Genomic DNA, 21,381 nt, shown 5'->3' with positions numbered 1-21,381 from the left:
ACACGCGGCGGCGACAGCGCCGTGTCGGTGGTGGGTGTTGGTTCAGCGGCCGCGGGCGACGCGGGCCTGGGCGATCAGCGCCGAGGCGATGCGCAGCTGGTCGTCGAAGCTGTCGCCACGGACCAGGTACTGGCCGTTGATGATCAGCGCCGGGGTCCCGGGGATCTTGGTGCGCTGGGCGAACGCGCGGGCGGCATCGACCTTCTTCTGTACGGCATCGCCGCGCAGGGCCTGCAGGTAACGGTCCGGGGTCACGCCGTAGGCCTTGTAGAAGGTGGCGAGCTCATCGGCCGAGACGTTCTGCATCGGCAGCGAGCCGTCCTGGTGCAGGGCCTTGAACACGGCGGCATGGCTGCGCTTGGCCACGCCGACTTCGTCGGCGGCGTAGTAGGCCAGTGCCCAGGCATCCCAGGCGCCGCCGAAGGCTGCCGGAACCGGAGTGAAGCGCACATCGGCCGGCAGCTTGGCTGCCCAGGCTTCCAGCTGCGGTTCGAAACGGGCGCAGTGCGGGCAGGTGTAGCCGAAGACCTCGACCACCTCGATCTTGCCGGCCAGCGGCTGGAACGGGCCCGGCTGGGCGATGCGCTCGTAGTCCTTGCCTTCGACCAGCGGGGCATTGGCGGGGGTGGCGGCGCAGGCTACCAGCGGCAGCAGCACCAGCAAAGACAACAGCAGGCGGGAAATCAACCTCATCGACACGCATCTCCGTTGAAAAAAGCAACGCCGGCGCGGTCGCCGGCGTGAAGGAAACATACCGCAGCCGCGGGCCGGCGTGGCGACCCGGGCCGACCAGTGGTGGTCAGGGGGCGGCAGCCGGTTGTGCCGGCGCGGTGGCAACGGCCACGTCGTCGGCCTTGTTGTGCAGGCCCTGCAGGTAGCTCGACAGCGCCTGCACCTCCTGCTCGCTCAGCTTCTGCGCAACCGCAGCCATGATCTGGAAGTGCGCCTTGTCGGTCTCGTTGGTCTGGCCGGCCTGGTATTCCTGCAGGCGGCGCGCGACATAGCTGGCATGCTGGCCACCGATGTGGGGATAGGCCGGCCCCGGATTACCGGCGCCACTGGGGCCGTGGCAGGCCATGCAGGCCGGCAGGCCACGCTTGGCATCGCCGCCACGGTACAGCTGCTGGCCGATCTCGTAGAACTTCATGCCCTTGTAGGGGCCGTCGGTGACCGCCGTGTCATCGGCGATGCCGGCAGTGGCCTTCTGCGTGGCGAAGAACGCGCCGATGTCGCGCATGTCCTGCGGGGTGAGGTTCTGCACGAATGGCACCATCGCCACCGCCGCGCCGGAGCTGCGCTGCCCGTTGGCGATCAGGGCCATCTGCTGGGCGACGTAGCGTTCGCTCTGGCCGGCGATGGACGGGTACATCTCCACCGTGGAATTGCCGTCGGCGCCATGGCAGGCCGCGCAGGCCGATGCCTTGGTCTGGCCGGCCTTGGCATCGCCCCAGTGGGTCTTGCTGAAATCGACCTCCAGCGAGGCGGTGTTGATCGGCCCGTTGTCGGGCAGCGGGGTCAACGTGGTCTGCGCAAAGGCAGCGGCGGCAACGACTACGGCAGTGGCAAGGGCGGATACGGCAAGAACGCGAGCGTGGCGCATGCTAAAGCTCCGTATGGACCGGGCCGGGCGGCAGCCACGGCATCGCCCGGATTATCAACGCCGTTTCCGCGCACGGTCAACGCAGCAGTGCAGCATTTTCCCGGCAGAGGGCCCTGGGCCGGGCGCGCGGTGCCGCAACATGCGATCCTATGCACATGTCATTGCTCATCGAACGCGCTCAATACCACCTCTCTGCCCACAACATGGGGCAGCTGCCGCCCGATGAGGGGGCCGAAGTGGCCTTCGCGGGCCGCTCCAACGCCGGCAAGTCCAGTGCTCTCAACGCATTGACCCGGCAGAACAGCCTGGCCCGTGTCTCCAAGACCCCCGGCCGCACCCAGCAGCTGGTGTTCTTCCAGGTGACCCCGGAAGCCCATCTGGTCGATCTGCCCGGTTACGGCTACGCCAAGGTGCCGCTGGACCTGCAGGCGCACTGGCAGGCCTTCATCGACCGCTACTTCCGCACCCGCAATGCGCTGAGGGGCCTGGTGGTGGTGATGGATATCCGCCACCCGCTGAAGGACTACGACCGGCAGATGCTGGCCTATGCCGTGCAGCGTGGCCTGCCGGCGCATGCGTTGCTGACCAAGGCCGACAAGCTGAGCCGCAGCCAGCAGATGCAGACCCTGCAGAAGGTGCGCAAGGAACTGCACTCCTCCTTCGGTGATACGGTCAGCGTGCAGGTGTTCTCTGGCGCGGCCCGCACCGGTGTGGACGAAGCCCGCGGCATCATCGGTGGTTGGTTGGGGCTGGAATAAGGCATTTCCGGTCGCCCGGCTGGCAGCCGGGCGCTACCGGATCGGGTGGGTGCCGACCTTGGTCGGCACACCCTCACAACGGCGAATACTCCGCCGGCACCCACGCATAGGCCTTGCCCTCGCCACGCACATGGCCCAGACCGGGGAACGGCAGGTGCGCACCGGCCACCCACCAACCGTTGGCGGTGGCCTGCTGCAGCAGGCCGCGACGGCTGGCGATGGCCGCCTTGCGGTCCGAATCGGCCTCGAAGGCCGCCTCCGGGTGCGCGAACTGCACTGCGTGGAAGTGCAGCACATCACCCCACACCAGTAGCGACTGGCCCTGGCTGTCGAACCGGTAGGAGACATGGCCGGGCGTATGGCCATGGGTGTCCATCGCCACCGCGCCACCGGGCAGGGCATCGCCGGGACTGAAGGTGCGCAGGTGGCCGCTGGCCTGATAGGGCGCTACCGCGTTGCGCGCCAGCGGGAAGGCAAAGCGCACGCCCTTCGGCGCGGTGGCCTCGCTGGCCGGGTTGAGCCAGTAGTCGGCATCGGCCTTGGACAGCCACACCGTGGCATTCGGGTAGGCCGGCTTGCCCTGCGCGTCGAGCACGCCGCACAGATGGTCCGGATGGGCGTGGGTCAGCAGCACCTCATCCACCTCGGCCGGGTCCACGCCGGAGGCGCGCAGGTTGCCCAGCACCTGGCCCAGGCCGGGGCCGAAGCACTGCGCGGTACCGGTATCGACCAGGGTCAGGTGGTTGCCCTGGCGCACCAGGAAAGCGTTGATCGCGGTCTGCAGGCCCTTCTTGTCTTCGGGCACGTAACGGCCTTCCAGCAGGCGGCTGACCAGCGTCGGCGGCACGTCCACGACTTCCTGCCGGCCCAGCGCGACCACGCCATCGAACAGGGCGGTGACCTGCAGCGCACCGACGCGCTGGTGGTAGACGCCTGGGACCTGCTGGGTGGGGGCAGGCGACGTGGTTTCGGCCAGCGCCGCCAGTGGCAGGGATGACAGGGCCAACAGCAGGGCGCGGTGCAGCGGCAGGGGACGCAGGGTCATGGTGGTTCTCGGTGGACGACGGGCGGTTCCGTTGCCGTATAGCGTGCCGTGGTCGACGTGTGTGCGGCGCTCAAACCACTACGCGGAATGCTCAGGGAAGGGGTGTTGTCTGCAGGGCTGCGCCCTGCACCCGCAGAGGCAACAGCAACGGCTGAAGCAACAGCAACGGCTGAAGCAACAGCAACGGCTGAAGCAACAGCAACAGCCGAGGCAACAGCAACAGCGGGCTATCCGTGGGATGGCGGGGTGGGTCCGGTTGCGGGGGCCGCTGCAAGTACGTCCATGTAAGCTCGGTCGCCGCATCCATGCGGCTCACGCCCCCGCAACCGGACCCACCCCGCCTTCGACAGTTTTCTGCGATCTGTCGGAACGGCAAACTGCTCTGGTGGGTGTCGACCTTGGTCGACACAGTAGATCCACGCCATCCCTCGGATAGCCGCTGTTGCTGTTGCTTCGGACGTTGCTGTTGCCTCTGCGGGTGCAGGGCGCAGCCCTGCCGAACCCCCTCAAATGTCTGTGGGAGCCAGTCCGTACTGCTCGGCGAAGCGCTTGCTGAAACTCGCCGCAGACCGGTAGCCCGCGCGTGCTGCGACGGTCTTCAATGGCAGGTCCGTGGTGTAGAGCAGCTGCATGCCATGCGCCAGCCGGGCCTCGGTGAGCAGCTGGCGCAGGCTGGTGTCCTCGGCGGCGAGACGACGACGCAGGGTCGCACCGCTCAGCGCGAACTGTTCTTCCACATCACGCGATTGCCAGTCGCGTGCCGGTTCGGCGGCGATGCGGTCGCGGATCTGTTCGCCCAGGCTCGGCGCCTGCGGCAGCAGCAGGTTGCCGTGGCCCTGTCGGCACAGGGTCAGCACCAGCGAGGCCAGCGCCAATCGTGCCTCGCTGTAGCGGCCGTCCTGCAGCGATTGCCGCCACTGGCGCAGCACTGTGCCATGGTCGATCAACGGCAGACGTGCCATCGCCTGGCCCGGCGCGGGAAGGTCCTCGCTCCACAGCGTGCGTGCGGCCGCCAGCACTTCGGCACACAGCGGCACGATGGCACTGAGGTAGCGGCCGGTCCCCGGGTCGGGCGTGTTGACCACATCGATCCGGCAGCGCTGGGTCAGCAGCAGGATGTCGCCGGGGATGAATTCCAGCGACTGGTGCGCGGTGCGCACCTGCTTGCGGCCCTCCAGCAGGATCGCGAACTGCGGTTGCGGAATCTCCACCGAGCTGGCGCCATGCTCGCGACGGGCGGTGATGCAGGCATAGCCTTCGGCGCGCTCACAGCCCGCCAGACTGGCCATCTCGGCCAGCAGTGCGGTGGCCGGGGGCAGCATGGCGGTCATGTCACGTGTGCGCCGAGCAGGCGACCGACGCCGGCGGCCGCGGCCATCGCCAACGCGCCCCAGAACATCACCCGGATCGCGCCGCGTACCGGCGGTGCGCCGCCGGCCTGGGCCGCCATCGCGCCGGTCAGGCACAGGCCGAGCAGGGTGCTGGCGGTGGTCATCATCGCGACCTTGTCGACCGGCGCGAGCAGCGCGGTCAGCACCGGCAGTGCCGCACCACAGGTGAAGGCGCCGGCCGAGGCCAGCGCTGCCTGCAGCGGGCGCGCGCGCAGGGTATCGGTGATGCCCAGTTCGTCGCGGGCGTGGGCGCCCAGTGCGTCGTGGGCGGTGAGCTGCTCGGCCACCTGCCGCGCCAGCGCCGGCTCCAGGCCGCGGTGGCGGTAGATCGCGGTCAGCTCTTCCAGCTCGCTGTGCGGATCTTCGTGCAGTTCGCGCTTTTCCATCGCCAGGTCGGCATCTTCGGTGTCGGCCTGGGTCTGCACGGAGACATACTCTCCAGCGGCCATCGACATCGCGCCGGCCACGGTGCCAGCCACGCCGGTGGCCAGAATGGTCGCCGCGGAGGCGCCGCTGGCGGCCACGCCGACCACCAGGCCGGCCACCGAGACGATGCCATCGTTGGCCCCCAGCACGGCGGCACGCAGCCAGCCGACGCGCTCGGAGCGGTGCAGTTCGGGGTGTCGTGAATGGCGGCTCATGGCCCCGAGTGTACGAGGGTCAAGAGGGCGTCGGTAGGATGCTGAAAACCGTCTCCGTCGCATGACGCAACGGGTCGCCACGCTATAGTGCGCCCTTGCGATGGAAGGCCCCGGGCCCCACATCCCCCGCCACTGTCCAGCGAGCCTTCCCCTTGTCGAGCCCCAGCCACGTCGCCGATACACCCATTACCGACCGCTCGCAGCTGGTGGAGGTGATCGCCTCCGGCGAGAAACCCCGCGCGCAGTGGCGCATCGGCACCGAGCACGAGAAGTTCGGGTTCCGCCTGGATGACCTGCGCCCGCCGACCTTCGAGGGCGAGCGCGGCATTGAGGCACTGCTCAACGGCCTGGTCCGCTTCGGCTGGGAGCCGGTGCAGGAGAACGGCAACACCATCGCCCTGCTGCGCGATGGCGCCTCGGTCACGCTGGAACCTGCCGGTCAGTTGGAACTGTCCGGCGCGGCGCTGGAGACCATCCACCAGACCTGCGTGGAGACCGGCACCCACCTCAACGAGGTGGCACAGGTGGCCGGTGAGCTGCAGCTGGGCTTCCTCGGCATGGGCTTCCAGCCGAAGTGGAAGCGCGATGAGATGCCGTGGATGCCGAAGGGCCGCTACAAGATCATGCGCGCGTACATGCCCAAGGTCGGCTCGCTGGGCCTGGACATGATGACCCGCACCTGCACGGTGCAGGTGAATCTGGACTACGCCACCGAAGCGGACATGGTGAAGAAGTTCCGCGTGTCGCTGGCGCTGCAGCCGATCGCCACCGCGCTGTTCGCCGATTCGCCGTTCACCGAAGGCAAGCCCAACGGCTATCTGAGCTACCGCTCGCACATCTGGACCGACACCGACGCCGACCGCACCGGCATGCTCGACTTCGTGTTCGAGGATGGCTTCGGTTACGAGCGCTATGTCGACTACCTGCTCGACGTGCCGATGTACTTCTCCTACCGCGATGGCATCTACCACGACGCCAGCGGGCAGAGCTTCCGCGATTTCATGCAGGCCAGACTGCCGGTGCTGCCGGGCGCGCTGCCGACGCTGCGCGACTGGTCGGACCACATGACCACCGCGTTCCCGGAAGTGCGCCTGAAGAAGTATCTGGAAATGCGCGGTGCCGACGGTGGCCCGTGGAGCCGCCTGTGTGCGCTGCCGGCATTCTGGGTGGGCCTGTTGTACGACGACACCGCACTGGATGCGGCCTGGGACCTGGTACGTGATTTCACCCTGGCCGAGCGCCATGCACTGCGCGACGGCGTGCCGAAGCATGCGATGAACCTGCCGTTCCGCACTGGCAGCGTGCGCGACCTGGCCCGTGAAGCGGTGAAGATTTCCGTCGAAGGCCTCAAGCGCCGCGCGGCGCGCAATGCCGACGGCCAGGACGAGAGCAAGTTCCTGGACGTGCTGCAGGAGATCGTCGAGTCCGGCCTGACCCCGGCCGAACGCAAGCTGGCGCTGTTCCATGGCCGCTGGCACGGCGACGTTGATCCGGTGTTCCGCGAATTCGCGTATTGATTCGATTGCGGTAGCGCCGGGCCATGCCCGGCGTCGATGTCAGCCCGGCTTGCCGTCGCGACGTGGGCTCAGGTAGATCCAGCCCAGACGCGCCACCCATGGTGCAAGCGCCAGCAACCAGCCGATGGCTGCGGCGAAATGCCACGCATAGGCGTCGGGCATCAGTTCGGCAGCGATGCGCATGATCGCCACCGCCTGCAGCGCGACGAACGCAAACCAGGCCACTGCCGGCATCACCAGCGGTCGGCCGGAATGGCCCTGGGTGACCCGGGTCACCATCGCCACCAGCAGGCTGCCGAACAGGCCCACGGCGAGGGCATGCAGCGGCGCGCGGCCGAGCAGTTGCGGATGGCCCAGCATCTGGCCGATGTCCTGCAGCAGATACAACGCGAAGCTGATCGGCAGCCACGCCAGTGCCAGGAACAGGGCCGCGAGCAGGCCTGGCATCGGCCCGCGTGGCCACCAGTGCCATAGCGCCTGCAGCGACAACATCAGCAGCGGCGCATCGGCCAGCCACAGCAGGTGGTCGACCTGCAACGCGCTCAACAGCAGGCGCAGCATCAGCAGCGCCCACATCGCAGCCAACCAGCGCAGCGGGCGCCACGCCACATAGCCATCCACCACGTTGTTGGCGAAGAACGGGATCATCCGGTGCGCGACGGTGAGGTAGACCGGCAGCAGCAGGCCGAAGGTGCCGAGTGCCACCGTGACCGGCATCAGCGTGGCGTGGCCGCGCCCTACCGCCATGAACAGCAGCAGCCCCAGCCAGCCCAGCAGCAGTGCGGCATAGCAGGCGCGCGCATGCCAGTTGCGGTTGGGACCGGCGGCCTTGAGCACGCGTCCCAGCACGATCAGTCCGGCGCTCCAGCCGGCCAGTGCCAGCAGCAGGCCGGGCCACAGCCCGGGTATCCACCCGCAGGCGGCGGCAATCAGCAACGCCTGCCCACCAAACAGGCCGATGCCGACCGGCGCATAACGGCTGCGTGGCAGCTCCGGCTGTGCCATCCAGCGCGGGAACACGGTGAGCAGGAAGCCGAAGATGAAACTGGGCAGTACCAGGTACTGCATCAGCAGGGCGTGCAGCCATGCCGCAGGTAGGGGCGGCGGTTGTGGTGCCCACAGCCCGCGCAGCGCGCCCAGCCACAACGCCCACCACAGCATCGCCAGCAGCAGGTTGCTGGCGCCGATGAAGAACAGCAGCCGGTGCGGCGCGCGCATCAGCATCGCAGGGGAGGGCAGGCGGGCCATGCAGCGAGTCTGCGCCCGGCTGGTGGCCGGGTCCTTGATCTTCGTCATGCCCAAGGAGGGAGGCAACCGCTTCGCTCGCCGGGCATGGCCCGGCGGACGGGCCGTGCAACGCAAACAAGAAACCCCGGCAGTGCCGGGGTTCTTCGTTCACAGTCGCCGATCGATCAGGCGGCGTTCTTCATCGTCGCCATGTCGATCACGAAGCGGTAGCGCACATCGTTCTTCGCCATGCGCTCCCAGGCTTCGTTGACGTTCTTGATGTCGATCATCTCGACATCGCTGACGATGCCGTGCTCGGCGCAGAAATCCATCATTTCCTGGGTTTCGGCCATGCCGCCGATCGCCGAGCCGGTCAGGTGCTTGCGGCCGAAGATCACGCTGCCGCCGGTCAGCGGCGGATCCAGTTCGGTCAGCACGCCGACCAGGCACATGGTGGCCTCGCGCTTGAGCAGGCCCATGTACGGGTTGGTGTCATGGCCAACCGGAATGGTGTTGAGCAGGAAGTCGAAGCTGCCGGCGTGCGCCTTCATCTGCGCGGCATCGCGCGAGACCAGCACTTCATCGGCGCCCAGGCGCTTGGCATCGGCACCCTTTTCCGGCGTGGTGGTGATCATCACCACGTGCGCGCCGAGGGCCTTGGCGAACTTCACGCCCATGTGGCCGAGGCCACCGAGGCCGATCACGCCGACCTTCTGGCCCGGGCCGACCTTCCAGTGGCGCAGCGGCGACCAGGTGGTGATGCCGGCACACAGCAGCGGCGCGGCTGCCTTGAGGTCGAGGGTGTCGGACACCTTCACCACGAAGCGCTGCTCGACCACCACGTGGTCGGAATAGCCGCCATACGTCGGCGCGCCGCTTTCGCGCTCACGGCCGTTGTAGGTCCAGGTCGCGCCTTCGGCGCAGTACTGCTCCAGGTCGTGCTCGCAGGCATCGCAGTGGCGGCACGAGTCGACCATGCAGCCCACGCCGGCGTGGTCGCCGACCTTGAAGCGGGTGACGTTGCTGCCGACCTCGGTGACGCGGCCGATGATCTCGTGGCCCGGCACCATCGGGTAGATCGAGCCACCCCAGTCGTCGCGGGCCTGGTGCAGGTCGGAATGGCAGATGCCGCTGTAGAGGATCTCGATGCGCACATCGTCCGGGCCGACCGCGCGGCGTTCGAATTCGTAGGGGATCAGCGGGTCGGTATGTGAATGGGCGGCGTAACCACGGGCGAGGGACATGGGGAATCCTTGGCAGGGTTTGTCGAAAGGCGCTTTACAATACGCCCCGTACCCAGCGGCAAAAAGCCCGGATATCGGCATGATTCATCAAGTGAAACTGCACAATCGTGGCCACTGACAACCTCTCCCACCTGGCCGCGTTCGCTGCGGTCGCCCGCCATCGCAGCTTCCGCCGTGCCGGTGCGGAGCTGGCGCTGTCGACCTCGGCGGTGAGCTATGCGATCCGCGCGCTGGAAGAACGGTTGGGGGTGGGCCTGTTCCATCGCACCACCCGCAGCGTGGCCCTGACCGAAGCCGGGCAGCGCCTGCTGGAGCGCCTGCAGCCGGCCTTGGGGCAGGTGCACGATGCGTTGGAGGAGATGAACCAGTTCCGTGCTGTCCCGGCTGGCCTGCTGCGCATCAACGCCACCCGTGCTGCGGTGGCGACACAGCTGGGACCACGGCTGGCGCGCTTCCTGCACGCCCATCCCGACGTGCGGGTGGAGCTGACCGAGAACGACGGCCTGGTCGACATCGTCGCCGAGGGCTATGACGCCGGCGTGCGCCTGCACGAGTTCGTGCCCGAGGACATGGTGGCGGTGCCGATGGGGCCACCACTGCGCGGTCTGATTGTCGGCTCGCCGGACTACCTGCGGCGGCATCCGGCGCCACAGCATCCGCGCGACCTGGCCGCGCACGAATGCATCCGCTTCCGCTTCGCCAGCGGGCACCTGTACAAGTGGCAGTTCGAGCGCGGTGGGCAGGCGCTGGAGATCGACGTGCCCGGACGGCTGACGCTGGGCGAGCAGGGCACCGTGGTCGGCGCGGTACTCGATGGCATCGGCCTGGCCTACGTGCTGGAAGACACCGCGCGGCCCTACATCGAATCGGGGCAAATGGTGGCGGTGCTGGAAGACTGGAGCGAGCCGTTCGCCGGCTTCGCGCTGTACTACCCGAAGCAGCGGCAGATGCCCGGTGCGCTGCGTGCGTTCGTGGATACGCTGCGCGAGTGAATCGCGGTGGATGGCGCAGCGCCGTCCAATGACCGGCTCCAACGAGAGCTTTCCGGGTAGATCCACGCCATGCGTGGATGGCGTTCACCCGCTAGAGTGAGTCTTCTCAACAAAAGGACGTCATTGAGCATGCTCGCCGATCTCGAACAGGCTTCCGGCCAGACCTTCCCGCCGTTGTTCCGCCAGCTGGTGGAAGACAACCGTTTCAGCTGGGGCGAGCAGGGCCCGAACTGGTACCGCTCGGTGTTCCCGCAGGTGCAGCCGCAGCCGCCGGTACTGCTGTATGCCAACGACTATGAACCGATCGAGCCGAGCGAACTGCGCGCAGCGTGGGAAGATCTGACTGCCGAAGATCATTACAACCCGCTGCGCGATGATCTGAAACTGCTGCCGTTCGCGCGCACCGGCGCGGGTGATCACTACTGTTTCTGGACCAATGCACCGGGTTCCAGCGAGTCGCCGGTGCTGCTGGTCTGGCATGACGATGATCGCGCCGATCTGCTGGCCGCGAACTTCCAGGACTTCCTGTTCCGCAAGATGGCCGAAGCGGTGGTGGAGCTGGAGGAAGAGGATTCGCTGCTTTCGGAGGGCGATATCGGAACCAATCTGCAGGCTTGGCTCGGTACCCATCGTGGCTGGCTGCGAGGGGACCAGGTAGCGGCGCTGCAGGCGTTGTATGCACGCGTGGAGGACATCACTGCGGGTGAGATCAGTGACGAGGACGTGCAGCCGCTGCTGCAGCTGATCGCGTTCGATGGTATCGACAGCGAAATGCCCTACGTGCAGGCGTGACCTGATCCGAAGCGCTGCCTGTAGAACCTCGCCATGCGTGGATGCGGCCGGCTACGGCACCTGCAGTACGGGTGCCAACAATTCCAGGCACTCACGCAGATGCACCTCTACCGGCGCATCCTCGGCCACCACACCGATCACGCGTTCGCGCAGCGGCTCGGCCACGGCCATCGCCAGGATCAGCCGCGCCATGCACGCGGCATCTCCCTCGCGCAGCAGCCCGCGCTGCTGCTGACGCGCCAGCCAGTCGGCCAGCAGCGCACGGCCGCGTTCGATGCCATTGTCCAGATAGGCCTGCAGCAGCGCGTCCTTGCCAGGAAAGTCGGTGGCCAGCAGCCGGAACACCTGCACTGCCTGCGCCGACAGTGCCTGCGCGCACACCGCGTGCAGGATGGCCTGCAGCAACGGCATCACCTCGTCGGCGTCGTGCGCATCGCGCTGCAACTGCGGCGCGAAGCCGTCGGTCCACTCGCGCACGGCCAACCCGACCAGTTCTTCGCGGTTGCTGGCGTGGCGGTACACGGTCTTCTTCGCTACCCCGGCGTGCGCCGCCACCGCTTCGATGGTGGTGGCCTCGTAACCCTGTGCCAGCAGCAGCTCCAGCGTGGCCTGCAGCACGGCGTGGCGGACTTCGGCTTCCGGCCGCGCAGGGCGGCCGCGGCGGCGGATTGGTGAGGGTGGCTCGGGCAGGGTGGTGCTGTTCATTGCGCCCATCTTACCGCATTCGGATAATTGAGAAACGAAGATCGTTTCCGTATTGTCAGATCTTCCGACACGCAGGAGACCCCGATGGATACCGCTGTGAACGCACGCGCCTGGCTGGACCACCACGATCTGCTGGACCCGGCGCCGATGCACCTGGAGACCGGCATCCAGCGCCGCGAAGACGGCACCCTGCTGGTGGCGGTGCGCACCGATCTGCACGGCTGCAAGGGCCGCATGCTGGACTGGTGGTTCACCTTCTTCGAGACCACCCAGCACATCCGCTGGTGGCATCCGGTCGATCATGTCGAGCATCGCGGCTGGGACGCGGCCTGGCAGCGCGGGCGCAGCTACCACGGCGCCAGCATCCATGCGGTGGAATCGCTGGCCGACATTCCGCCGGTGGCGGCGCGCCTGAAGTTCCATGACCCGCGCACGTTGCTGGTGCCCGAGCGCCTGCAGGCGGCACAGGATGCAGGCGATGTATCGGCGGTGATCGCCGCGCGCATCGGCTTCGGCGACCACGTCCGCCTGGATGCAAACGGTGATCCCTGCGACGGGCAGATGCTGCACGTGGCGCGCGATACGCCGTTTGGCTGTGTGCTGCGCAGCCGCTTCGTGCTCGGCCTGGACAGCACCGATCCGCACCGCGATGCCGGCGATGCGGTCGGCCTGGGCCTGCTCAAGCACTGCTACACGGAGTTCAGTTTCCTCTCGCGCCTGCTGCCGTCGCTGTACTACGGCGAGCGCGCCAACGGCGAAGCGGTGCCGTTGCCGTGGTGAGCGGTGCAGCGGTCATTCGACCAGTGCGTCGTAGCCTTCGCCACTGAACTGGATCAGGCAGAAGCCGTGGCCGAACGGATCGGCCAGCACGGCGATGCGTCCCCAGCGGCGCTCGCGCACGGATTGCTCGAGCGTCGCTCCGGCTGCGACTGCACGTACCAGCGCGGCTTCGATGTCATCCACCACCCAATCCAGGTGCAGCGGCGTCCAATGGCGCTCGTAGTCGCGCACGTCGCCGTCTTCGGTGGCGGCGCTGCCGGCGTCGTTGTGCAGCAGGTAGAGCGGTGTTGGCCCACCGAGCAGCTCCACGGCGCCCGGGCCTAGACGGCGCCCGATGCGCAGGCCGAAGGCTCGGATGTAGAAGTCCTCGGCAGCGGCAAGACCGGGGACATCGAGGTTGACGATGAACGATGCGGTGGGCGTATCCATGGGCAGATCCGGTGGATGCGGGTGGGCAGTGTACGCCCGCGTCCACGCATCGCGTGGCTCTACTGCGCGCGCGGGTAGTCGAGGTAGCCTGCCTCGCCGCCACCGTAATAGGTATTGCGGTCGGGCGTGGCCAGCGCGACGTTGTGCTGCAGGCGTTCGACCAGATCCGGGTTGGCGATGAACGGCTGGCCGAATGCGGCCAGGTCGATGGTGCCGGCCTCGACCAGCTGCAGGGCGCGTTCGCGGGTCATGCCACCGGCCAGGATCAACGTGCCACCGTAGACCTGCTTGAACTGCTGCAGGAACGCCTCGCCCAGCACCGACTGCCCCGCCTGCAGGTTGTCGTTGAGATGCACATAGGCCAGCCCGCGCTTGCCCAGTTCCTCGGCCAGGTACAGATAGGTGGCTTCGTTGTCGGGGTAGAACGGCATGTCGAAGGTGAGGTTGTTCGGTGCCAGGCGTACGCCGATGCGGTGCGCGCCGATGCGCTGGGCCATCGCACCCACCGTCTCCAGGATCAATCGCGCGCGGTTCGGCAATGAGCCGCCGTAGCGGTCCTCGCGTTCGTTGATGAGCGGGTTGAGGAACTGCTCGAACAGGTAGCCGTTGGCGGCATGCAGTTCGATGCCGTCGAAGCCGGCGGCAATGGCGTTGTCCGCCCCGCGTACGAAGTCGTCGATGATGCCGGGGATCTCTTCGGTGGCCAGCGCACGCGCCGGGGTGGGATCGGCATGGCCGCGGCTGCCGTCGTCCAGATAGACGAACGAGGTGTTCTTCGGTGCGCTGGCCACCGGGCGGGTACCGGCGCTGACCGGTTGTCCGCCCTCAGGCTGCAGCGAGGCATGCGACATGCGGCCGACGTGCCAGAGCTGGGCGAAGATCGTGCCCTGCGCGGCATGCACCGCCTCGGTGACGAGCTTCCACCCGGCCACCTGCTCGGCCGACCAGATACCCGGCACGTCGATGTAGCCCTGGCCCTGCGGCGAGACCGGCGTGCCTTCGCTGATGATCAGGCCGGCGCTGGCACGCTGCCGGTAGTACTGCGCGGTGAGCTCATTGGCGACCGAGCCGGGGTTGCGGGCACGGGTCATCGGGGCCATCGCGATGCGGTTGCGCAGGGCGATGCCTGTCAGGTCGAACGGACGGAACAGGGCGGCGGTCATGTTGGTCATCTCGGTGCGGGGAAGAGCGCCAGCGGCGCGATGCACACAGGATGGAGTTGACATGCGGGCACATAAAGCGCTTCGATCTCCCTTGATGGGGACTATTTGTCCCCAATGGGGTGCGAACGATGCTGCCGCTGGAATCCTTGAATGGCCTGGTGACGTTCGTCACGACCGCACGCTCGGGCAGCTTCACCGAGGCGGCAGACGCGCTGGGCATCTCGCGCTCGGCGGTGGGCAAGGCCATCGCCCGTCTGGAAGCGCGGCTGGGGGTGCGCCTGTTCCATCGCACTACGCGGCGCATCGCACTGACCACTGATGGCGAGGCGTACTACGCCTCCTGTGCGGCGGCGCTGGAAGAAATCTCCGCGGCCGAGGCCTGTCTGGGTTCGGCGGGCCTGCCCAGCGGGCGGCTGCGCATCGACATGCCGTCCTCGTTCGGGCGGCTGGTGGTGCTGCCGGTGCTGCTGCGGTTGTGCCGGCAGTATCCGGACCTGCAGTTGACGATGACCTTCACCGATCACTTCGTCGATCCGGTCGAAGAGGGCATCGACCTGCTGATCCGTTTCGGTGGGCTGCACCAGGCCGAGCACCTGGTCGCGCGCCGGTTGGGGCGCCAGCGCCTGGTCACCTGCGCATCGCCGGCGTACCTGCAGGCGCATGGCGTGCCGCGCACGGTGCAGGAACTGGCGCAGCACCGCAGCATCGTCGGCTTCCGCCACGGGCAACCGATCTGGTGGCGGATCGGCAGCGAGGAGGACGAGGGAACGTTCATTCCCAGTGCGCCCTATCAACTCAATGATGGCGACGCGGTGATCGAAGCGGCCATCGCCGGCCTCGGCATCTGCCAGATGCCCATTTCACTGGTGCGCCGCCATCTCGATTCCGGCGTGCTGCAATCGGTGCTGGACGAACACATGCAGCGGCACATCGACATCCATGCGCTGTGGCCACCGACGCGCCACCTGCGGCCGAAGGTGCGCTACGTGGTGGATGAGCTGACCCGGTTGGCGGAACAAGGTCTGTTTGATTGAGCGGGGCCCGTACACCGGGCCCCGCCTGTGGAAACGCTGCGCCAGGCCTACTTGAAGTTGTAGCGCAGGCTGGCCATGTAGCGACGGCCCAGTGCATCCAGTACATACGGGAACGGCCCGATGTCATCGCCCACGTTGATCACCGACAACGTCACGCGCGCGGCGTCGGTGATGCGGTAGGTGACGTTGGCGTCCCAGGTGGTCCAGCTGTCGCGGTAGAAGTACTGACGGCTTTCCGGGGTATCGGTCATCGTGTACTGGGCGCGGCTGGTGTAGTTGGAGGCCACGCCGTAGTTCCAGTTGCCGATGCGATGCTGGGCCGTCCAACGGAACTGGCGCTTGGGCTCGTTGAAGCTGCCCGCCTGTTCGACGAACGGCACGTCCCGGTTCGCGGCCTGGCCACGGTTCTTCGGCATGTAGCCGTAGAAGTCCAGGTCCAGTACGCCGAAGCGCGACAGGTCCCAACGGTAGCCGACTTCGGCGGTCCAGCCACGGAACATCAGCATCGGGCCGTTGCCATACTCGGTCTTGATGCTGGTAGCCACGCCGGTGTTCGGATCACGCGTCACCAGGCTGCAGAAACGGTTGGCGTTGGGCACGTTGGCGGCGTTGAAGTCGGCAGTGTCGAAGCAACCGGTGATGATGTCGTTGGCGCTCAGCGACGTGATCACGTTGTTGATCTTGATGTCATACCAGTCGGCGGCGACGCGCAGGCCCGGGATCCATTCCGGCGCGAACACGATGCCGGCCGTCCACGACTTCGCCGTTTCGTTCTGCAGGCGGGTGCTGCCGTTGGTCGAACCCAGCGTATTGGTCGGCTGCTGGCGGAAGGTGTTCGGATCGGCACCCGGGTAGGCGGCGAAGAACGCCTCGCAGTTGCGGCGACGCACCGCCGGATTTGAGCCGCCGCTGATGTTGTCCAGCGAGCACACTTCCGGGATGTTGTAGTAGGCCGGCTGCTGGGTGGTGTAGAGCTCGGCGATGGAGGGCGCGCGCAGTGACTGGGTCTTGTTGCCGCGCAGCTGCAGGCCGGCGATCGGTTCGTATTGGATGCCGTAGGTGAACGCATTGAACGCGCCGGCGACGGAGTTGTCGACGCGGCGGAACTTGGCGGTCAGGTCCAGGCGATGCAGGCCCGGAATATCCCAGTCGGGATTGAACAGCGGTGCCAGCACTTCGGCGAACACTTCATTGGTGTGGTACTTGCCTTCCGCCGCCTGGGTCGGCACTGAGCGGCCCTGGCCCAGGCGCTGGTACTCGCTGGGGGTGAAGGAGCCTTCTTCGCGGCGGTGTTCGAAGCCGGCCGCCGCGGACAGCTCGCCGCCGGGAAGATCGAACAGGCCGCCGGATACCGACGCATTGATGACGGTCTGGCGGGTCTGCGCCTTGGCCACGGTCCGGGTGGAGACATAGTCCAGGGCTTCGCGCGACGCCTGGTTCTCGCCGAACAGATTCAGCGGGCGGCAGTTCGCATCGGCCGTGGTGCCCGGGCGGGTGGCATCACAGATGATGCGCCCGCTGGCGTCGGTGGTGACGTTGATCGCATTGATGAAGTTCTGCTGGATCAGGCCGGTGCCGAGGTAGTCGAAGTCACCGCGGCCGTGGGTGACGCTGGCTTCCCAGTTGAAGCTGCGTTTTCCGACCTCGAAGAAGCCGTTCAGGCCGAGCACCGCACGGGTCAGGCGGGTTTCGGTGCTGGCGTTGTTCATCGACAGGTCGCGCGAAGATCGCGACAGGCGGAACGAGGTGATGCCGTTGTCGGCGAGGATCTTGCGGGTTTCCGCACTGAGGAACGGATTGCTGGCGCTGAAGGTCAGTGCACCGCTGGCGGTACCGCCGCCGTCCAGGCGCGCATTGCCGAAGGACACCGCGTTGTAGACGTTCTGGTCGAGGGTTTCGCGGGCGGTCGCTTCGTATCGCGAAAGTTCGAAGAAGCCACGCACGTTGTCGGTGAAGTCGAAGCTGCCGGTGGAGAATACCGAGCGTCGTTCGAGGTCGGCGATCAGCGGCACCGTCTCGAACAGGTTCAGGCCGTCACCGCCGGAGGCGTTGCCGCCCGCGTAGCTGGTGCCGGGATTGAACTCGACCAGCTTGCCCTCGTTGTTGAACTGCCACAGTTTGTCTTTGTTCGGGCCGAAGCCAAGGATGTCGCCCAGGCCGTTGCGCGTGTAGCTGCCGGTCGCCGGCATCACCAGGCCACCGAAGGTCATGCTGGCAATGCGCCGGTTGCGGATCCAGACCTGGTCGGGGATACCATCGCGGGGCCCGGTGTTGAACGGAATGCTGCCGTCGATGCGGCCATCATTGGTTGGCCGGCGCAGGGGCTGGGCAGCGGCATTGGCCGCCGTGGGATTGGCCTGCAGGCTGTAGCCCTGGCGGTAGAAATCGCGTTGCAGCGCGTTCACCCCATCGGCATTGTCCAGTTCCGCCGCCACCACGATGTGGCCACGCTCATCAGCGAAGTCGGTACCGAAGATGGCCGACCAGGAGTAGCGCTCGTTGTCGTTCTTGCTGGTCCTGCCGTAGCCCAGTTCGACTTCGGCACCCTCGAACCGGTCGCGCAGGATGATGTTGTTGACGCCGGAGATCGCATCCGAGCCATAGGTGGGGGCACCGCCAACGCTCAGGCTTTCAATGCGTTGCACCATGACGCTGGGAATGGCGTTCATGTCGACCTGGATGCCCGAGCCGCCGCCGGCTCCGAAGATGGTGGGCGGTGTAGAGGTGACGAAGCGGCGTCCATTGACCAGGGTCAGCAGGCGATTGCTGCCCAGCCCGAACTTGCTGGCGAAGTTGACGCCTGCACCGAAGCCGGCCTGGTCGCCGCGCGAACTGACGCCGGCACTGACCCCGGGAATCCGGGTCAGGGCATCGATGAGGTTGGTGTCGCCATAGTTCTCGATCGATTCACGGCTGACCACCGCGGCGGGCTCGAGCGTGTCGAAACCGGCGCGATAGATGCGCGAGCCGGTGACGGTCATCCGGTCCAGCTGCACGGGGGTCTTGCTGCTGGCGGGCTCGGCCTTCTGTTCCTGCGTGGCGGCCTGCTGCGCCATGGCCGGTGCGGCGGCCACCAGCACCAATGCCGAACCCAGCGCGACAGACAAGCGACTGCGGGCGAACAACGGTCGGTACATGATTTCTCCCTGGTCACGCCAATGTGACTCGGGGGTAAACGCGGGCGGAAGGCAGGCACCCTACGTCATGAAAAAGTAACAAATGAATTTATTTATTGTTCATTCATATTCTGGGCTGGTCTGTCCCTGGAGCCTGCCTCGGCAGCACCAGATGGCTTCATTCGCCCCTGTGTGTATACTATCCCCCAGTATAGTTCCGAGGTGGCCCCGCCATGCCGCACTCCCTCGAAGAGAAGAAGAAGGTCCTGGCCCGCGTGCGCCGTATCCGCGGCCAGTGCGATGCGCTGGACCGCGCGCTGGAAGCCGGTGCCGACTGCGGGCCGGTGCTGCAGCAGATCGCCGCCATCCGTGGCGCGGTCAATGGCCTGATGTCCGAGGTGATGGAGGCCCATTTGCGCGAGGAGTTCGGCCAGCCTGCGGCCTCCGATGAACAGCGCGCCGAACGCGTGCGCGACATGAGCGCATTGATCCGCTCGTACCTGAAGTAAGCGATGGCGCATCACCGCGCCATGCATCCCGTTTTCCCTATGTCTGGAGAGTCCACCATGAAGTCCCGTGCCGCCGTCGCCTTTGGTCCCGGCCAGCCGCTGCAGATCGTCGAGATCGACGTCGCCCCGCCGAAGAAGGGCGAGGTGCTGGTCAAGATCACCCACACCGGTGTCTGCCATACCGATGCCTTCACCCTGTCCGGCGATGATCCGGAAGGCCTGTTCCCGGTGGTGCTGGGCCATGAAGGCGCCGGCATCGTGGTGGAGGTCGGTGAGGGCGTGACCAGCGTCAAGCCCGGCGACCACGTGATTCCGCTGTACACCGCCGAGTGTGGCGAGTGCCTGTTCTGCAAGAGCGGCAAGACCAACCTGTGCGTGTCGGTGCGTGCCACCCAGGGCAAGGGCGTGATGCCCGACGGCACCAGCCGCTTCAGCTACAACGGCGAGCCGCTGTACCACTACATGGGTTGCTCGACCTTCAGCGAGTACACCGTGGTGGCCGAAGTCTCGCTGGCGAAGATCAATCCGGACGCGAACCCGGAGCACGTCTGCCTGCTCGGTTGTGGCGTCACCACCGGCATCGGCGCGGTGCACAACACCGCCAAGGTGCAGGAAGGCGACAGCGTGGCGGTGTTCGGCCTGGGTGGCATCGGCCTGGCGGTGATCCAGGGTGCGCGCCAGGCCAAGGCCGGCCGCATCATCGCGGTGGACACCAACCCGTCCAAGTTCGAACTGGCGCGCGAATTCGGCGCCACCGACTGCATCAACCCGAGGGACTACGACAAGCCGATCCAGCAGGTCATCGTCGAGATGACCACCTGGGGCGTGGACCACAGCTTCGAGTGCATCGGCAACGTCAACGTGATGCGCGCGGCGCTGGAATGCGCGCACCGTGGCTGGGGCCAGAGCGTGGTGATCGGCGTGGCCGGTTCGGGCCAGGAGATCTCCACCCGTCCGTTCCAGCTGGTGACCGGGCGCAAGTGGATGGGCACTGCCTTCGGCGGCGTGAAGGGCCGCAGCCAGTTGCCGGGCATGGTGGAGGACGCGATGAAGGGCGATATCGAACTGGCACCGTTCGTCACCCACACCATGGACCTGGACAAGATCAACGAAGCCTTCGACCTGATGCACGAAGGCAAGTCGATCCGGTCGGTGGTTCACTACTGAGCCGCGTCATGGGCTGGCTGGATGCCCTGCGCCGGCCGCGTGCGGAAGACCCGCGCGCGGCCCTGGTGGTTCCGATCGAGCAGGCGTTGCGTGCGCTGGGCTGGGTAGTGGGGGAGGTGGGGCCGCCGCGTGCGGTGACCTCGGCCTTCGGCAGCGACGATGGCATGCCGTTCGAGCAGTGGCTTGCACAGGTATTCCTGCCGCGCCTTCATGAGGCGCGCGCGGCCGGTCAGTGGCCGCCGCGCAGCGATGTGGCCGTGGCGGCCTGGCGCAATCTTGATGGCCAGCCTGGCGTCGAATCGTTGCTGCGCCTGCTGGCGCAGCTGGATGAACGGATCAACAAAGGCATCCACGCCGCGCGTGGATAAGCCGACCAAGGTCGGCATCTACCAGAAGCACGCGTGCGCTGACGCGCCGCGCAGGAGAGCACCATGGAACGTATTGAACACCGCGCCTGTTTCGGCGGCTGGCAGGACGTCTACCGGCATCATTCCACCACGCTGGGCTGCGACATGCAGTTCGCCGTGTACCTGCCGCCGCAGGCGGAAACGCAGAAACTGCCGGTGCTGTACTGGCTGAGCGGGCTGACCTGCACCGAGCAGAACGTCATCACCAAGGCGGGCGCGCAGCGCTACGCGGCCGAGCATGGCGTGATCATCGTCGCGCCCGATACCAGCCCACGCGGCGATGACGTGGCCGATGCCGAGGGCTATGACCTGGGCAAGGGGGCGGGGTTCTACCTCAATGCCACCCGTGCACCGTGGGCGAAGCACTACCGGATGCACGACTACGTGGCGCAGGAACTGCCGGCACTGATCGAGGCGAATTTCCCGGTCACCGATGCGCGCGGCATCAGCGGCCACTCGATGGGCGGTCACGGTGCGCTGGTGATCGCGCTGCGCAACCCGGGGCGCTACCGCAGCGTGTCGGCGTTCTCGCCGATCGTTGCGCCCAGCCACTCGCCGTGGGGGCAGAAGGCCTTCCACGCCTACCTGGGCGACAACCCGGCGGACTGGGCGCAGTGGGATGCCAGCGAACTGGTCGCGGTGGCCACTGAGCGCCTGCCGTTGCTGGTCGACCAGGGCGAGGCGGACGAATTCCTGCAGACCCAGCTGCAACCGCAGCGCCTGCAGCAGGCCTGTGATGCCGCCGGCCATCCGCTGACCCTGCGCCTGCAGCCGGGCTACGACCACAGCTACTACTTCATCGCCAGTTTCATCGGCGAGCACATCGCCCACCACGCCCGCGCCCTGCGCGGCTGACGGCTTTCC

At 67.0% G+C, this 21,381-nt stretch carries 21 protein-coding genes; 10 read left to right on the top strand and 11 right to left on the bottom strand.

Going from position 1 to position 21,381, the window contains the following annotated elements; all coding sequences use genetic code 11:
* Positions 1-42: 42 nt before the first annotated feature.
* A complete protein-coding gene (locus ACX9OT_RS01005; protein WP_049461261.1) occupies positions 43-693 on the bottom strand; it encodes a thiol:disulfide interchange protein DsbA/DsbL in 651 nt (216 codons plus the stop codon).
* 106 nt (positions 694-799) lie between these two features.
* Complete coding sequence (locus ACX9OT_RS01000) at positions 800-1,600, bottom strand: c-type cytochrome (RefSeq protein WP_032128969.1); 801 nt, start codon at positions 1,598-1,600, stop codon at positions 800-802.
* Positions 1,601-1,755: 155 nt separating this feature from the next.
* Between ACX9OT_RS01000 and yihA the strand changes: the two genes are divergently transcribed.
* Positions 1,756-2,358, top strand: a complete 603-nt coding sequence (yihA, locus tag ACX9OT_RS00995) for a ribosome biogenesis GTP-binding protein YihA/YsxC (protein WP_041864681.1) — start codon at positions 1,756-1,758, stop codon at positions 2,356-2,358.
* Between the two features lie 73 nt (positions 2,359-2,431).
* Here yihA and ACX9OT_RS00990 read toward each other — a convergent pair whose 3' ends face one another.
* The 3 genes from ACX9OT_RS00990 to ACX9OT_RS00980 all read right to left on the bottom strand — a co-directional run bounded on the left by ACX9OT_RS00990 (position 2,432) and on the right by ACX9OT_RS00980 (position 5,435).
* Positions 2,432-3,403, bottom strand: a complete 972-nt coding sequence (locus ACX9OT_RS00990; RefSeq protein WP_049461259.1) for an MBL fold metallo-hydrolase — start codon at positions 3,401-3,403, stop codon at positions 2,432-2,434.
* A gap of 506 nt (positions 3,404-3,909) precedes the next feature.
* Positions 3,910-4,734, bottom strand: coding sequence for a helix-turn-helix transcriptional regulator (locus tag ACX9OT_RS00985; protein ID WP_049461834.1), 825 nt, complete (start codon positions 4,732-4,734; stop codon positions 3,910-3,912).
* Complete coding sequence (locus ACX9OT_RS00980; RefSeq protein WP_049421856.1) at positions 4,731-5,435, bottom strand: VIT1/CCC1 transporter family protein; 705 nt, start codon at positions 5,433-5,435, stop codon at positions 4,731-4,733. The genes ACX9OT_RS00985 and ACX9OT_RS00980 overlap by 4 nt, the downstream gene beginning before the upstream one ends.
* Positions 5,436-5,587: 152 nt before the next feature.
* On the opposite strand from ACX9OT_RS00980, the gene ACX9OT_RS00975 reads away from it, so the two are divergent.
* Complete coding sequence (locus ACX9OT_RS00975) at positions 5,588-6,952, top strand: glutamate--cysteine ligase (RefSeq protein WP_049461835.1); 1,365 nt, start codon at positions 5,588-5,590, stop codon at positions 6,950-6,952.
* A gap of 39 nt (positions 6,953-6,991) precedes the next feature.
* Here ACX9OT_RS00975 and ACX9OT_RS00970 read toward each other — a convergent pair whose 3' ends face one another.
* A complete protein-coding gene (locus tag ACX9OT_RS00970) occupies positions 6,992-8,248 on the bottom strand; it encodes an NnrS family protein (RefSeq protein WP_049461836.1) in 1,257 nt (418 codons plus the stop codon).
* A 116-nt stretch (positions 8,249-8,364) separates the two neighbouring features.
* Positions 8,365-9,423, bottom strand: a complete 1,059-nt coding sequence (locus ACX9OT_RS00965) for an NAD(P)-dependent alcohol dehydrogenase (RefSeq protein WP_005419275.1) — start codon at positions 9,421-9,423, stop codon at positions 8,365-8,367.
* A 107-nt stretch (positions 9,424-9,530) separates the two neighbouring features.
* Here ACX9OT_RS00965 and ACX9OT_RS00960 point away from each other — a divergent pair, with 107 nt between their 5' ends.
* Positions 9,531-10,415 carry a LysR family transcriptional regulator gene (locus ACX9OT_RS00960; protein WP_049461837.1) on the top strand — a complete coding sequence of 295 codons (885 nt, stop codon included), beginning with the start codon at positions 9,531-9,533 and terminating at the stop codon, positions 10,413-10,415.
* 129 nt (positions 10,416-10,544) lie between these two features.
* Entirely contained in the window at positions 10,545-11,207 is a 663-nt protein-coding gene (locus tag ACX9OT_RS00955; protein ID WP_238380428.1) for an SMI1/KNR4 family protein, read from the top strand.
* Positions 11,208-11,258: 51 nt separating this feature from the next.
* Here ACX9OT_RS00955 and ACX9OT_RS00950 read toward each other — a convergent pair whose 3' ends face one another.
* Positions 11,259-11,921 carry a TetR/AcrR family transcriptional regulator gene (locus tag ACX9OT_RS00950; RefSeq protein ID WP_049461839.1) on the bottom strand — a complete coding sequence of 221 codons (663 nt, stop codon included), beginning with the start codon at positions 11,919-11,921 and terminating at the stop codon, positions 11,259-11,261.
* A 75-nt stretch (positions 11,922-11,996) separates the two neighbouring features.
* On the opposite strand from ACX9OT_RS00950, the gene ACX9OT_RS00945 reads away from it, so the two are divergent.
* A complete protein-coding gene (locus ACX9OT_RS00945) occupies positions 11,997-12,692 on the top strand; it encodes a DAPG hydrolase family protein (RefSeq protein WP_100437664.1) in 696 nt (231 codons plus the stop codon).
* Between the two features lie 12 nt (positions 12,693-12,704).
* Here ACX9OT_RS00945 and ACX9OT_RS00940 read toward each other — a convergent pair whose 3' ends face one another.
* On the bottom strand, positions 12,705-13,121 hold the full coding sequence (locus ACX9OT_RS00940; protein ID WP_049461841.1) for a VOC family protein: 417 nt from the start codon (positions 13,119-13,121) through the stop codon (positions 12,705-12,707).
* 59 nt (positions 13,122-13,180) lie between these two features.
* A complete protein-coding gene (locus ACX9OT_RS00935; RefSeq protein WP_049461847.1) occupies positions 13,181-14,284 on the bottom strand; it encodes an alkene reductase in 1,104 nt (367 codons plus the stop codon).
* 128 nt (positions 14,285-14,412) lie between these two features.
* Between ACX9OT_RS00935 and ACX9OT_RS00930 the strand changes: the two genes are divergently transcribed.
* On the top strand, positions 14,413-15,318 hold the full coding sequence (locus tag ACX9OT_RS00930) for a LysR family transcriptional regulator (RefSeq protein ID WP_049461842.1): 906 nt from the start codon (positions 14,413-14,415) through the stop codon (positions 15,316-15,318).
* A 47-nt stretch (positions 15,319-15,365) separates the two neighbouring features.
* Here the strand turns inward: ACX9OT_RS00930 and ACX9OT_RS00925 are convergent, their stop codons facing one another.
* The gene (locus tag ACX9OT_RS00925; protein ID WP_049461843.1) at positions 15,366-18,455 is read right to left on the bottom strand and encodes a TonB-dependent receptor domain-containing protein; all 3,090 of its coding nucleotides are present in this window, start codon (positions 18,453-18,455) and stop codon (positions 15,366-15,368) included.
* Positions 18,456-18,667: 212 nt separating this feature from the next.
* On the opposite strand from ACX9OT_RS00925, the gene ACX9OT_RS00920 reads away from it, so the two are divergent.
* From ACX9OT_RS00920 to fghA, 4 genes are all read left to right on the top strand, one after another.
* Complete coding sequence (locus ACX9OT_RS00920; RefSeq protein WP_049461844.1) at positions 18,668-18,943, top strand: metal/formaldehyde-sensitive transcriptional repressor; 276 nt, start codon at positions 18,668-18,670, stop codon at positions 18,941-18,943.
* A gap of 57 nt (positions 18,944-19,000) precedes the next feature.
* Positions 19,001-20,110, top strand: a complete 1,110-nt coding sequence (locus tag ACX9OT_RS00915; RefSeq protein ID WP_049461845.1) for an S-(hydroxymethyl)glutathione dehydrogenase/class III alcohol dehydrogenase — start codon at positions 19,001-19,003, stop codon at positions 20,108-20,110.
* Between the two features lie 8 nt (positions 20,111-20,118).
* Positions 20,119-20,478, top strand: coding sequence for a YqcC family protein (locus ACX9OT_RS00910; protein WP_012512081.1), 360 nt, complete (start codon positions 20,119-20,121; stop codon positions 20,476-20,478).
* 63 nt (positions 20,479-20,541) lie between these two features.
* Positions 20,542-21,372 carry an S-formylglutathione hydrolase gene (gene fghA, locus ACX9OT_RS00905; protein ID WP_049461846.1) on the top strand — a complete coding sequence of 277 codons (831 nt, stop codon included), beginning with the start codon at positions 20,542-20,544 and terminating at the stop codon, positions 21,370-21,372.
* The last annotated feature ends 9 nt before the right edge of the window (positions 21,373-21,381 follow it).

The sequence above is a fragment of the Stenotrophomonas genospecies 3 genome, assembly GCF_054473855.1.
Note: the sequence above shows the minus strand (reverse complement) of the source record. Positions and strands in the feature narration are given on the sequence as shown.